The 14,829-nt window shown below is 34.3% G+C and carries 8 protein-coding genes; 7 read left to right on the top strand and 1 reads right to left on the bottom strand.

The annotated features are described in order from the left end of the window. Positions 1-8 precede the first annotated feature (8 nt). Positions 9-383 carry a 30S ribosomal protein S12 gene (gene rpsL, locus FUA22_RS02620; protein ID WP_133357246.1) on the bottom strand — a complete coding sequence of 125 codons (375 nt, stop codon included), beginning with the start codon at positions 381-383 and terminating at the stop codon, positions 9-11. A 250-nt stretch (positions 384-633) separates the two neighbouring features. On the opposite strand from rpsL, the gene FUA22_RS02615 reads away from it, so the two are divergent. From FUA22_RS02615 to FUA22_RS02585, 7 genes are all read left to right on the top strand, one after another. Then, positions 634-2,259: a BamA/TamA family outer membrane protein gene (locus FUA22_RS02615; RefSeq protein ID WP_241664737.1), complete on the top strand. Its 1,626-nt coding sequence runs from the start codon at positions 634-636 to the stop codon at positions 2,257-2,259. Positions 2,260-2,376: 117 nt separating this feature from the next. Continuing rightward, a complete protein-coding gene (locus FUA22_RS02610; RefSeq protein WP_147766285.1) occupies positions 2,377-5,535 on the top strand; it encodes a SusC/RagA family TonB-linked outer membrane protein in 3,159 nt (1,052 codons plus the stop codon). A gap of 24 nt (positions 5,536-5,559) precedes the next feature. Next, positions 5,560-7,212, top strand: a complete 1,653-nt coding sequence (locus tag FUA22_RS02605; protein WP_147766284.1) for a RagB/SusD family nutrient uptake outer membrane protein — start codon at positions 5,560-5,562, stop codon at positions 7,210-7,212. A gap of 248 nt (positions 7,213-7,460) precedes the next feature. Further along, entirely contained in the window at positions 7,461-10,583 is a 3,123-nt protein-coding gene (locus tag FUA22_RS02600; RefSeq protein WP_147766283.1) for a SusC/RagA family TonB-linked outer membrane protein, read from the top strand. An 11-nt stretch (positions 10,584-10,594) separates the two neighbouring features. Continuing rightward, positions 10,595-12,034 (top strand): RagB/SusD family nutrient uptake outer membrane protein, encoded by a 1,440-nt coding sequence (locus FUA22_RS02595; protein ID WP_170309826.1) that lies wholly within the window; start codon positions 10,595-10,597, stop codon positions 12,032-12,034. Positions 12,035-12,131: 97 nt separating this feature from the next. Continuing rightward, on the top strand, positions 12,132-14,054 hold the full coding sequence (locus FUA22_RS02590; protein ID WP_170309825.1) for a S8 family serine peptidase: 1,923 nt from the start codon (positions 12,132-12,134) through the stop codon (positions 14,052-14,054). A gap of 28 nt (positions 14,055-14,082) precedes the next feature. Continuing rightward, a complete protein-coding gene (locus FUA22_RS02585; RefSeq protein ID WP_147766280.1) occupies positions 14,083-14,826 on the top strand; it encodes a hypothetical protein in 744 nt (247 codons plus the stop codon). Positions 14,827-14,829 lie beyond the last annotated feature (3 nt).

Genomic DNA, 14,829 nt, shown 5'->3' with positions numbered 1-14,829 from the left:
AAGTTTAATTACTTTTTAGGGCGTTTAGCACCGTACTTAGATCTACGTTGGGTTCTTCCAGCAACACCTGCCGTATCTAAAGCCCCACGAACAACGTGATATCTAACACCTGGTAAATCTTTTACCCTTCCACCTCTAACCAATACTATCGAGTGCTCTTGTAGATTATGTCCTTCTCCACCAATGTATGCATTAACCTCGTTACCGTTTGTTAAACGAACCCTTGCTACCTTTCTCATTGCTGAGTTAGGTTTTTTAGGTGTTGTTGTATAAACACGAGTACATACACCACGTCTTTGCGGACAAGAATCTAAAGCAGCCGATTTACTCTTCTTGGTTATTTTGGCTCTTCCTGTTCTTACTAATTGTGAAATTGTTGGCATATATAATTATTATATAAAATTTAAAATCCTCTTATTAGAGGGCTGCAAAGGTAGAAATTAAAATTTATAATTCAAACCCTAATTCATTAATTTTCAAGGGAATTTAAATTTAACCTAGAAAGCCATATTATATCTCTAGTATTTCCGTTAGATTTACATAGAAATTCAGTCAAATTTTAGCGTGAAGAAAAGCTTTCTCTTACTCCTTATTATATACACTCTTTTTTCTTCGGAAATTTTTTGTCAAAATTTGAAACTAAAAATTACGGGCAATACACCTTTAGAAACTCAAGTAATTGATTCACTGAATTATTTGAAAAATCATAATAATTATGCTTCTGTTAAAAATGAGGCTAATTCTATTCAACAACGGCTTTTTAGAAAAGGATTTATTGAAAACAAACTACTAGGAATAAAGAAAGTTAAAGACTCATTATTCAATGCCAATTTCTCTTTAAAAAGGAAATTTAAAACCATATATATATACTATGACAAATCTTTAGTCACAAATTCAATTTTAAACCTAGTAACTAGTCATGTATTTGATGATTATTTCGAACTTAAATTCACCGAAGTTGAAAATGCATTAAAAACTATTAACTCGAAAATTTCTGAAGAAGGATTACCTTTTTCAAAATTGAAACTATCAAATATTAGAATTATAGATAATACTAATTTATTAGCACAATTATCAATTGATGCAACGGAAGAAAAAAGAATCATTAACAACATAATTATTAAGGGGTACGAAAATTTCCCAAAATCATACCTAATGCATTATTTAAAAATTAAACCAAAGCAGGTTTTCGATATAGATGAAATTAAAGTCAAAACGGAACAACTTAACAATCTAAGATTTGCTAGCGAGTTAAAATCTCCTGAAGTGTTATTTTCGAAAGATTCTACCACCTTATATTTATACTTAAAAAAAACTCAAAGTAATTCGTTTGACGGCTTTCTTGGTTTTGGCACTAATGAAGAAACAAATAAAATTGAATTTGATGGTTATTTGAATCTAAACCTAACAAACAATTTAAACTTCGGAGAATCTTTCAGACTACTATATAAAAGTGATGAAAACGATCAAAAGACTTTCACAACAAACTTAAGCCTACCCTATTTGTTCAAATCTCCAATTGGAGTTGATTTATCTCTTAACATTTTTAAAAAAGATTCATCTTTTACAACAGTTAACCAATCAGCCAAAATTCATTATCAAATAAATTCACGTCATAAAATTTATGCGGGAGTTTTATATGAAGAATCTAACAACCTTCTAAACGAAAATTCTGTAACCCAAATTTTTGACTACAAAAAGAACTTTTTGTCTCTAGCTTATGAATTTCAAAAACCACAAACTAACAACTTTCTTTTTCCTACCAACACCTATTTATATTTAGAAACCAATTTTGGCAACAGAAAAGAATCTAACCAAAAAGAAAGGCAGTCATTCCTAAATGTTAATACATTTAAGATTTTCAATTTAAACAGAAAGAATAGTTTATTTATAAGAGCAAATGCTGCAACCATTAATTCCGACACCTATTTTGAAAATGAACTGCTACGTTTTGGTGGTATTAATTCAATAAGAGGATTTGAGGAAAACAGCTTATTTGCAACCATGTACGGACTTCTTAACACAGAGTATAGGTATCAACTTAATAATTCCATTTACATTCACTCTATAATTGACTTAGCTTATTTTGAAAATGATATAGCTAAAATAAATCAAAAATTATTTGGGTATGGCTTTGGCTTTGGACTGTTTACAAAGGCCGGCCTTTTCAAATTCAATTACGCCAATGGCAAAAATGAAGGTCAAAAATTCAAATTTTCAGACTCCAAAATACATTTAAGCTTAACTACCAATTTTTAATCAATAACAAACAATCAACTTCAGTTCTTAGTCAAAAATCAATTTTTAACTAAAATTTATTGTGTAATTAACTTTTTATTAAGATTTTTGATGCTGACTAATTCAAATAATTATAACATGAAAACAAAGTTTAGTGTAATTCTAACGCTAACACTAGCGTTTGTTGTGCAATTATCTTTTGCTCAACAAAAGACAATTTCAGGTACTGTAAGCGATGAAACAGGTTTACCATTACCAGGAACAACTGTCTTAGTAAAGGGCACCTCTTCAGGGGCCTCAACAGATTTTGATGGAAAATACTCCATTCAAGTTAATCAAGGTGATATCCTCGTGTTTAGCTTTATTGGATATACTACACAAGAAATTTCGGTTGGATCTTCCAACACAATCAATGCAATTATGACTGAAGACGCAGCTTCTCTTGAAGAAGTTGTTGTTGTTGCATATGGTACAACAACCAAAGAGGCATTTACAGGTTCGGCAACAGTTGTAGGATCTGAAGAACTTACGCTTAGAAATGTCACCTCTCCGATAGCTGCTATTGAAGGTAAGGCTACAGGTGTACAGTTTACTTCACCATCTGGACAACCAGGCTCTTCTCCTGGAATAATTATTCGTGGTGTAGGAACACTTAACGGTAATGAGGCCCCTCTTTTCATTGTTGATGGCATGCAATATGAAGGAGCTTTGAGTACAATTAACCAAGAAGACATATCATCTTTTACAATTCTTAAAGATGCTGCTTCAACATCTTTATATGGTTCTCGTGCAGCAAATGGAGTTGTATTAATAACCACAAAAAGTGGTAACAAGGGAGATATTAGAACGACGGTTTCCACATCTGTTGGTATCGTAGACAGATCTATTCGAAATTATAATGAGGTTACCCCTGGACAATATTATGAAACCATGTGGGAGGCTTTAAAAAATACCAGTGCAGCTGGAGGAGATCCAGCATATGCGTCTGCAAACATTTATAATAGCTTAGGTTACAACCCATTTAATGTAGCAAACGATCAGATTGTTGGAACAGATGGACGTTTAAATCCTAACGCAAGCGTGATTTACAATAGCTTAAATTGGTATGATGTAATGGAGCAAACCGGAATAAGAAGCAATTACAATGTTAATGTATCTGGCGGAGGAGAGAAGCATAAAGTATTCTTCTCAGCTTCATATTTAGATGAAGAAGGGTATGTTGTAACTACAAAATACAATCGTTTAACTACAAGATTAAATGCCGAATTTGAACTAAATAATTGGCTGACCATGGGTGGTAGTGCTAATATTACAATATCAGAAGCTAAAGGCCCTTCTTTAGATGGACTTGGAAGTATTGTTAACCCATTTGCTTTTGCTAAAAACATTGGGTCAATTTATCCTGTATATATCAACGATTTGGGAGGGAACCTAGTGCTTGATGCTGGAGGAAACCCTGTATTTGATTCAGGAGAAGGTTTCTCAGAATACAACATTGGTTCAAGACCAATCAATCAAGGTCGCCATGCTCTTCAAGAATTACTTTTAAACGACGAACGAGACCGAGATAATACTTATGGCTTCAGGTATTTTGCAGACTTTAAAATCTTAGACGGTCTTAACTTTAGAATAAATTATGGTAGAGATATTAATGAAGGCTTAGAAAAAGAATACGAAAACAACATTATTGGTGATGCTCAACCAACTGGTAGATATTCAGAAGAAAGATCTAGAAGAGAAGTAGAAAACTTCAATCAGATTATATCTTACAATAGAAGTTTTAATGATGTCCATAATTTAGAGCTAACATTAGGTCATGAAAGCTACAAAAGAACATTTTCAGATATTGATGCTCTAGGTGTCGATCAAGTTGCTGAAGGCATTTTTGAATTTGACAACTTTGCTACTCCAGTAAGCCTTGGAGGTTCTTCGTCCAAAAAAACAATTGAAGGTTACTTTTTCAGAGCTAACTACAATTATAATAACAAATATTACCTTAGTGCTTCTGCCAGAAGAGATGCTTCTTCTGTTTTTGATGCTAAGTCAAGATGGGGTAACTTTTATTCCTTAGGAGCTTCTTGGAGAATTGACCAAGAAGATTTCATGAAAGATGTTTCATTTGTAGACCGCTTAAAAATTAGAGGGTCATATGGTGAAGTTGGTAATGATGCCCTTGGTGGTAGAGATGCAAGAAACCGTTTTGTTCCTGACTTTTTCATTTCTCAACCTAGATATATTTTAACATCTAATGCGGGTAATCCAGCTATTACATGGCGAGAAATTGGTAGTTCTGTTTTGCAATGGGAAACTATTGAAAGCTGGGATGTAGCCTTAGAATTTGGTCTGTTTAATAATTTCCTTGATGGATCCATTGAATACTATAAAAGAAACTCTTCAGACCTTCTATATGACTTACCAATTGCACTTAGTAACGGTTTAAATTCATTCCCTGATAACGTTGCAGATATGTTCAATTCGGGTTGGGAACTTGGCTTAACTGGACATCTTGTGAGAAATGACAATTTTTCTTGGGATTTAGGGTTACAAGCGTCAACATTTAAGAATGAAATCACCAGTTTACCAGACCCATTTATTAATGGCTCTAAAAGATGGGAAGAAGGAAGATCTAGATATGATTTCTACCTATTGCATACCGCTGAAGTAGATTCTGCAACTGGTGATCAATTATTTTATATGTATGAAATAGATGATGATGGCAATAGTATACCTGTACTTGATGCTAGTGGAAATCATGAGACTACAAATGACTGGGAAGAAACTGAAAGAGCATATACAGGTGCCAAAACAATACCAGATTTAATAGGCTCTGTTAACAACAGCTTTAATTATAAAGGATGGTCTTTAGATGTACTTATAACATACGGAATAGGTGGAGAAGTTTTAGATAATGGGTATTCCGATATGATGCATAGTGGTTCTTATGGAAGATCGTTACACCCAGATATATTAAATGCCTGGCGTCAACCTGGTGATATCACAGATGTACCTAGATTACAAAATGGATCTGTAGACTTAGTAAGAACTCAATCTACAAGATTTTTGACTGACGCCTCTTTCTGGACACTAAAGAATGTTAATATAGGTTATTCATTTAATAGATCTCTTACAGATAAATTAGGAGTAGAAAATTTAAAACTCTCAATTACTGGTGAAAATTTATACTTAAAAAGTAAAAGAACAGGTTTAGACCCTCAATATAATATAGCGGGTACTGGTGCAGGTGATGACTTTAAACCCGCAAGAATAATATCTCTTGGTTTAAATGTATCATTCTAATTAACAACAAAAAACATAATAGAAATGTTAAGAAAAATAAACTTTATGTTATTAGTAATAATGACTATTACGATAACCTCGTGTTCGGAAGATTTCCTAGAAACCAAGCCAACAGATGCTATTTCTTCTGCTGATGCATTAGCTACACCAGACAATATGGCGCTTATACTTAATGGGCTACATCGTCTTTTATATGCGCAGTCACAAGTGATTCTTCCAGGAGGAACAAGCACAAGAGCTGGAAATCATTTTTGGATACCACTAGGCGATAATCTTACTGGAGATGTTATTCATACTGCCCCAGCCAATAATTTAGGTTGGCAAAACCAAACAAAATGGATATCTCATACGCTTGAAACATCAAGAACAACTGAGCATTTATGGTACCAACGTTATCATATTATTGCTAGTGCAAACGCAATAATTAATAGAGCTACAGATGGCAGTATCCCTGAAGATGCTAGATTAAAAGAAATTTTAGGACAGGCATTTACCTATAGAGCTTATGCATATCTTTCGTTAGTTCAGCATTATGCTAAAGGTTATTTAATTGGAAATCCGGCTTCTGATCCTGGCGTACCTCTATTATTTGCTTCTGAGGCACCATTTACTAGTGAACCAAGATCTTCTGTTCAAGTTATTTATGACCAATGTATGGCAGATGTTGACACCGCAATAGGTTATTTTCAAGGTGCTACGGCTAGACCTACCGGAAGTGCAGATGCTAAATCACAATTAAATATTGATGTTGCGTATGGTCTTAAGGCACGTATTGCTTTAAATAGTGGACAATGGCGCATTGCCGCTGACGCTGCGAAAAAATCACGTGAAAATTATCCGATAATGGATGAAACTGATTGGAAATCTGGCTTTAACACTACTCTCCTTCCAGAAGTTATATGGGGAAGCAATGTAATAACTACAGAAACCACATTCTTCCGTGCTTATTTTTACTTAATGAGTAATACATTTAATGGAAGTCAGATTAGAAATAATCCTAAAGCTGTAGATATAAGATTATACAATCAAATTCCTGATACAGACTACAGAAAGGACGTCTTTTTAAAGGATGCTCCAAATTCAAATGGTTCAGCATCCAATGGAGAAGGTGGTTGGGATAATAATACTAACCCTCTGTATACAACTGAAGATGAATTTGATTCCGCCATAGCAGCAATTAAAGCTGAGTATGGTTTAGCTTCTGGCCATAATACCCATCCGTATATGCATTTTAAGATGAAACAAAAAGTACCTGGTGGTATTGAACCAGATGATATTATTTTAATGAGAGCTTCTGAAATGTATTTAATTGAAGCTGAAGCTGAAGCTATGTTAAATAATATTGCCGCAGCTCAAGCAGCCCTTCAGCCATTAGGCTCTGAAAGAGATACCGCCTATGACGCCACCTCATTCACCACACAGGCAGCACTAATGGATCATATTAAGTTTCAACGAAGCCTTGAATTATGGGGTGAAGGATTTGGATATACTGATCATATCCGTTGGGATGAAGGTATAGATCATGCAGCCAATGGGGGCTCTGGAGCCTCTGAAGTACTTTATGTAGACGGCTTTAAACAAGACAAGCCATCCATTAATGATGATTGGGTTTTTAAAATTCCTCAAGCTGAAATAGACGCTAATCCAAATATTACCTCATCTGATCAAAACCCTTAATAGTTTAAACAACAATTTATTTAAACCACCTTTAAAAAAGGTGGTTTTTTTTATCCATTTTCCAATAACACATTATCCTAAAAAGCAAGCTTAAAATAACAATTAGACCATATTATTAGCCCATACACCTTAAATTTTGAGCCGAAAATCAAATTAAACTAACATTTTAATCAATTTTAACCCTTATTAATTGTTTTATTAACTTTTTATTATGATTTTTGACATTGACTAATTCAAATAATTATAAAATGAAAACAAAGTTTAGTGGAATTCTAACGCTAATACTAGCGTTTGTTGTGCAATTCTCGTTTGCGCAAGAAAAGACAATTTCAGGTACTGTAAGTGACGAAACAGGCTTACCCTTACCAGGAACAACTGTCTTAGTAAAAGGTACTTCATCAGGTACATCTTCAGATTTCGATGGAAAGTATTCAATAAGAGCAAATCAAGGTGACGTCCTTGTTTTTAGCTTTGTTGGTTATACATCTGCAGAAGTCACTGTTGGCGCTTCTAACACCTTAAATGTTACCATGAAAGAAGATGCAACCTCTTTAGAAGAAGTTGTTGTTGTGGCTTATGGTACGCAAACAAAACAATCTATTGTTGGGTCCGTTGGTGTTGTTTCCGATGCTGTTATAGAAACACAACAGGTAACCTCTCCTCTTAGAGCTATTCAAGGAGCTGTTCCAGGTGTTAATTTATTAACTGCTGGTGGGCAACCAGGTAACAATCCAGTCATTAGGATTAGAGGTTTTGGTAGTTTAAATGCATCCCAAGACCCTTTAATTGTTGTTGACGGTGCTGCCTTCAATGGTAATTTAAATACCATTAGCCAGGATCAAATTGAATCGATTTCCGTTTTAAAAGATGCATCTTCTACGGCTTTATACGGTTCTAGAGGTGCGAATGGTGTTATATTAATTACCACTAAAAAAGGATATAAAGATTCCGCCCCTAAGATCACTTTTAGATCTCAAATAGGTATCTCAAATCCTACTGTAGGTCTTCACGATTTAGTAGAGCCAGAAGATTATTTAAAACTTAATTGGGAAGCAATTAAAAACACTAATCAGTATGAAAATGGGCAAACAGCATCAGTTGCTGCACAAAATGCCACTAATCAATTAATTGATTATGTTGGTTATAATCCATTTAGCGTTTCTAACCCTATTGATGCTAACGGTAACCTAGTACCAGGTGCTAATTTATTATGGAATACAGATTGGGAAGATGTACTTCTTAGAGATGACGTTTTACGTGTAAACCACAATGTAAGCCTTTCAGGAGGTGATAGCAAGTCTACTTATTTTATGTCTTTAGATTATTTAAATGAAGATGGTCCAGTAATCCGTTCTGGTTTTGAAAGAATATCATCTCGTTTAAATTTAGAATCACAAGTAACCGATTGGTTAAAAGTAGGTTTAAGAACAAGTTTCTCACGTTCTAACTCTGGTAATCCAGATCAAACTAGTGGTACTGTTCAACAAGTTATTTCATATATATATGGTGTTTCTAGTATTTTCCCTATTTATGTAAGAGATGCTAATGGAGCCTTAATTAGAGATTCTGCAGGGGAATTAATTTATGATATTGGTGATGGTTACATTCCAGGACAACCAGTAAATAGTGTAAGAAATGCCTTTGGTGGTGAAAACGTTTTAGCTTCTATCAACTTAGGTGAAGAAAACAGAAAAAGAACTAATTTTCTAGGAAACGCATTTGCCGAAATTAAAATTTTTGATGGCTTGACTTTCAGAACTAATTTTAGCTATGAAAACTATTTATTTGATTCATTTAGTTTTAATGATGATAGAGTAGGTTTTGCGGCTGGTATAAACGGAAGGGTAACTAGAGATAGAGATATCACTACTACTGTTAATGCAGTTCAAACACTTAATTATGTTAATACTTTTGGTAATCACACTATTGGTGCTGACTTAATAACGGAGGCATACACCTTTGAGTATGATGAACTACGAGCACAGGGTACAGGCTTTTTACCAGGTGTAACAGTACTTGATGGTAGAACTGTTCCAGAAGATGTTGCAGGAAATTTATCAAAAGAACGTCTTAACAGTTATTTGGGAAGAGTTTCTTATAACTATAACCAAAAATACTATGCTGAGTTTTCTGGTCGTAGAGATGGTTCATCTAGGTTTAGTCAAGACACAAGATGGGGTAACTTCTTTGCTGCTGGAGCCAGTTGGGTTGTTTCGGAAGAATCATTCTTAAGAGATAGTAACACATTAAGTTACTTAAAGTTTAAAGGATCTTATGGTGAGTTAGGTAATAACAGAGGTATTGGTTATTTCCCTTATCAATCGGTATTTGGTTTAGGATGGAACAATGAAGGAAACACCGGTGTTTTATTATCTGGTGTTGCAGATCCTCTTATTTCTTGGGAAAAAACAGCTTCTACCAATGTTGGTGCAGATTTTGAATTATTTAATGGCGCTCTTTCTGGTTCCGTTGAATGGTTTAACAAAAAATCTATTGATTTAATTTATGACAAACCACTTCCTTCTTCTACAGGGGTTAGTGAAATTAGAACTAATGTAGGATCCATTAAGAATTTTGGTTGGGAAGCATCGCTTCAATCCACCATATTCAATACTGACGAATTTACATGGACTGCGGGTCTTAACTTCTCACTTATTAAAAATGAGATTGTTGAATTAACTCAGGACGAATTTATTAACGGCTCTAAATTATGGAAAGTTGGTAATTCAATTTATGACTTCTATATTAGAGATTGGGCTGGCGTAGATCCTGCTGATGGTAGAGGTATGTGGTTTTTAGACGTTGAAGATGCTAATGGGGATGTTATTGATAAAGTGACAACTAAAAGTTACGACGAAGCTACAAGATATCAAAACGGAACTTCAATACCAGACATTTTTGGAGGTTTTACAACCTTTTTAAAGTACAAACAATTTGATTTAAACATCTTAACCAACTTTAGTTTTGGAGCTAAATTATTAGATACAGATTATTCTGGATTAATAAATCAATTTGAAAACCCTGGAGCTTCTATTCATCCAGACAATGCTAACAGATGGCAAAATCCAGGTGATATAACTAATGTTCCTTTATTATTAGCTAGTAATAACGATCACGCAGCAAGATCTTCAAGATTTCTAGTTGACAACGATTATATTAGACTTAAAAGTTTAACATTTGGATATAATTTCCCAAGTAATGCTTTAAGCAGATATGGCATTAGCAAGTTACGTTTGTTTTTACAAGCTGATAACATCTTAACTTGGCAATCTCATAAAGGTATTGATCCAGAGCAAGCTTTTAATGGTTTAACAAATAATAGATCTCCACTTTCTAGAACCATTACATCTGGAGTAATATTTGAATTTTAAAAAAAATGAAAATGAAAAAAATAATTAAGTTAAAAAGATTTGTAATTCTTTCATTACTAGCAGTTTTTACATTTGTAGGCTGTTCGGAAGAATTTTTAGACGACCCAAAAAATACCGATGGTGTAACTGCCGATGTTGTCTTTGGAGATAAAGCAACAGTAGAAGCCTTTATTACAGGTATTTTTAGACTTTTCAGAAGGCAATATACATCAGTTGATTCGGCTGGATTGCAGTCCATCTATTTTGCAAGAACCATTAAGGGTAATGATTTAATTCAAGCCCCAAGTTGGTACTTGTTTGATTATGCTCATGAAAATAGAGAGCCTACTTACAGGCGTACTGTTTTTAACTGGGATTTTAGTTATGATATGATTAATCAAGCTAATACCTTAATTTTAGGAGTTACTAATAGTTCAGCTCTTGATGACAATGCAAAAAAAGAGTATATTGCAGTTGGTAAAACTTTAAGGGCCTTCTACTATTTTCAATTGGCGCTAGATTTTTGCCCTAACTTAAATACTAATTCAAGTATTTCTAGATTACCAATTTATTTAGAACCAGCTACTGGTGCTTCTGAAGGGAACCCAACAAGTCCTTTAAGTGAAGTGTATAGTTTAATTGTTTCAGACTTAAAAGCAGCTATACAAGATCTTACAGATACTCGTATAGGTAAAAGTTATATTAACAAAGCGGTTGCCCAAGGTATATTAGCACGTGTTTTATTAGTTACTCAAGACGATTGGAGTTTAGCATCATCTTTAGCCAAAGATGTTTACGGTGGTAATGCCGCCACTGCAGTACCATCTTCAAGCTATGGCACTGGTTTCTTAGACATGACCGACCCTGAATGGGTTTGGGCTATGTACCAAGATGCCGTTGAATCTACGTATTACTACGGTGCTCCTGCAAACTTAACAGATCACCTTTCGGCACCTGCTTTTTACAAAGCTACGTATGTTAACACTAATTTTGTTGCAACATTTTCTGCCACAGATGAAAGAAACCTTTTCTTTGATTTATATGGATCTTCAACTCCATACAGAGAGTTTATAACAACAAAGTTCTCCTTTACATTAGAAGAAGACTTTGCTATTATGAGAAAGTCTGAAATGGTATTAATTGATGCTGAGGCTCAATATCATATGGGTAATGAAGGTCCAGCGCATGATTTATTATTTGCTTTACAAAGTGATAGAGATCCAAACGCTGTTAAGTCTTCAAATACAGGGCAAGCTCTTTTAGATGAAATTTTACTTGAAAGACGTAAGGAAATGTATGGTGAAAACGGTGTTGAGTTTTTTGATGCTAAAAGATACCGTTTGCCAATAGACAGAGATCCGGTTCATAGAGTAGAGATTGATTTACCAGCAGATAGTGAATTATTCTGGTTAAAAATTCCACAAAAAGAGATTGACGCAAATCCAAATATTGATGATAGTATCAATAGTTAATTGGTAGGCTATTTTTAAAATTAAAATATATGCAATCATCTAATTTAGATGATTGCATATATTAAAACTCTCTAATTCTCTACCCCTAAGAATGAAAATGACTAAAATTCTTGTTTTCTTGTTTTTTCTAATAAGCACTATAGTAACAGCGCAAACAGATGCTGAGCGCAAAAAAATAGCTGATAGCTATGACCAAAATGGTATTGCAGTGCTTAAAGCAAAACTGCATCAAAAAAACTTAGAAAAAGAAGCTAGAATAGCTAATTATTTTAAAGGGAAGACTCTTAAGCGAAAAGACAAAAAAAATGGTAAATCTTATTATATCGATGATATAGTTGATGGTAAGCCAATTTATATATCTACGGATAATGCAGAATGTGCCCAAGCCACAAAGGCCGATAAATTACATACTGGCGGAATTCTTGGGTTAAATCTTGATGGTGAGAATATGATAGTTGGTGTTTGGGATGCTGAAAGTGCTCTTGCTTCTCACGTAGAGTTTGCGGATGATCAAATCATACCTCAATCAAGAGTTACATTTGCTGATCTTTCGGGAACTATAATTGATGACCATGCGACAATAGTTGCTGGCGTCATAATAGCTAAGGGAATTGATCCTGATGCCAAAGGAATGGCTCCTAAAGCTAAAGTTAATTCTTATGATTGGGATTCTGCTGAATTAGAAATGACAGCAGCAGCAGCTAATGGCTTAATACTATCAAACCATTCATATACAGTTGCAATTTTTAATAATAGTGGTACTCAAGTGCAAAGTGCTGACCGTATTGGAGCCTACCCATCTCGTTCTAGGGAATGGGATCAAATCACTTTTAATGCACCTTACTTTTTGCCTATAACTTCGGCGGGCAATGAAGGGGTATATACTTATACTGGGGGAATCGCATTTGGATATGACAAACTAACTGATTTGAGTGTAGTTAAAAACAACCTAGTTGTGGCATCTGCCAATGTTTTTTTTAATGGTTCAGGAGGTGTACAATTTTTTGCAAGGAGTAGTTTTAGTAGTCAAGGACCTACTGATGATTTTAGAATTAAACCAGATATAGCAGGATATGGAGAAAATATTTATTCTCCAACCGATACTGGCAATACTGATTATACGAATGAAAACTTAACTTGGGGCACCTCATTTTCGGCTCCTAATGTAACGGGATCGCTTATCTTATTGCAAGAATATTATAATCGTCTTAACTCAACTTATATGAAATCAGCCACTTTAAGAGGGTTGGCTTGTCATACAGCTTTAGATGATAATAGTAAAATTGGACCAGATCCTTTTTTAGGTTGGGGATTACTGGATGCAGAAGCTGGAGCAAATGTCATTACTGATAACTCCAATAGTTTAGCTGTTATTACTGAATTAACTTTATCTGACGGTGCATCTTATACCTATAATTTCTCTGCTAATGCAGGACCAATTAGTGCAACCATTTGTTGGACCGATCCGGCAGGTACGGCTTCCAACAGCCCAAATAATGTATTATCACCTAGATTGGTAAATGATTTAGATTTAAGAATTGAAGACCCAGGTGCAATAGTTCATTTACCTTGGAAACTTGATAAAACAGATGTAACTGCAGCGGCTATTAAAGGTGATAATGATGTTGATAATATTGAAAACATTGACATTACATCGGGAACTGCTGGTAATTATACCCTTACTGTTACTCATAAGGGCTCTTTAACTAATGGGTCTCAAGATTTTTCTTTAATTTTAACGGGCACTAATTTAACTTTAAATACAGTTGCCAAAGATGCTATAGCTAATGTTTTAGTTTGGCCAAATCCGGTAAAAAATGTTTTAAACATCGACTTATCTAAACTAGTTGGTGACTCTAACATTAATATTCTGGATATGAATGGTAGAAAAGTTTATCAAGAGCATAATATTAAAAATAGTAAATTACAAATAAAAACAAATTTCTTAAATTCTGGTTTTTATATACTTAGTGTTAAAAATGAAGGCCAAAATTTTTATAAAAAAATTATTATTAAATAATAGTGACTAACTTAAAAACAATATAATTATGAAAAGAATTATAACATTATGTGCAATAATGCTGAGCCTTGTTGTATTTACCAATTGTGAAAAAAATGATGATACCCCTGCAATATTAGATATAGATTATGTAGGTCTTGAATCTGGTTTTACTATTGGTGTAGACCCTACTGGAACTGCTTCACAAGAAGTGCAAATTGCAACTTCTAATACTGCCAGCACTCCTCGTATGTTTAATATTGCTGTAGATACAGATTTAACAACAGCAGATGCCTCTGCTTATTCTGTTCCAAGTTCGGTAACGGTTCCTGCAAATTCAAATGTTGGGATGTTTAGTATAGATGTGGTTGGCCCTAATGTAAGTACTTCTGGGAATGATATTTTAGCTATTGGTTTTACTTCACCTGATGATGGTCTTTTTATTAGTGACCCAATTAGTTTAAACTTAAAACAGGTTTGTCCACAACCTGAAACTATATTAGATTTTACTTTTGATGATTGGCCAGAAGAAATTTATTGGGTAATAGAAGATGCAGGTGGTAATGCTCTTTACGAAAGTGCTCCTGGTGCCTATGGGGCTTATGATGGACTAGAGGGTGGTATAACTAGATCTATTTGTTTAGCACCCGGTGATTATACATTTACGATATATGATCGGTTTGCTGATGGAGCTGGACCTTATACAATTAGTCAAGGTGGTACAGTTTTAGTTTCTTCTGATGGTCTTTATGGACCTGGTGAAGCAAGATCATTCACCGTGTCTGGAAGTTAAAAT

The organism is Seonamhaeicola maritimus (genome assembly GCF_008056315.1).
GTDB classification, from domain to species: Bacteria; Bacteroidota; Bacteroidia; order Flavobacteriales; family Flavobacteriaceae; genus Seonamhaeicola; species Seonamhaeicola maritimus.
The sequence above is the reverse complement of the archived record's forward strand: the minus strand, read 5'-3'. Positions and strand labels throughout refer to the sequence as shown.

What these genes read in the sequence shown, in the direction of transcription:
- rpsL (WP_133357246.1), bottom strand. Translation starts at nt 383, where the DNA reads ATGCCAACAATTTCACAATTAGTAAGAACAGGAAGAGCCAAAATAACC.
- FUA22_RS02610 (WP_147766285.1), top strand. Translation starts at nt 2,377, where the DNA reads ATGAAAACAAAGTTTAGTGTAATTCTAACGCTAACACTAGCGTTTGTT.
- FUA22_RS02605 (WP_147766284.1), top strand. Translation starts at nt 5,560, where the DNA reads ATGTTAAGAAAAATAAACTTTATGTTATTAGTAATAATGACTATTACG.
- FUA22_RS02600 (WP_147766283.1), top strand. Translation starts at nt 7,461, where the DNA reads ATGAAAACAAAGTTTAGTGGAATTCTAACGCTAATACTAGCGTTTGTT.
- FUA22_RS02595 (WP_170309826.1), top strand. Translation starts at nt 10,595, where the DNA reads ATGAAAAAAATAATTAAGTTAAAAAGATTTGTAATTCTTTCATTACTA.
- FUA22_RS02590 (WP_170309825.1), top strand. Translation starts at nt 12,132, where the DNA reads ATGACTAAAATTCTTGTTTTCTTGTTTTTTCTAATAAGCACTATAGTA.
- FUA22_RS02585 (WP_147766280.1), top strand. Translation starts at nt 14,083, where the DNA reads ATGAAAAGAATTATAACATTATGTGCAATAATGCTGAGCCTTGTTGTA.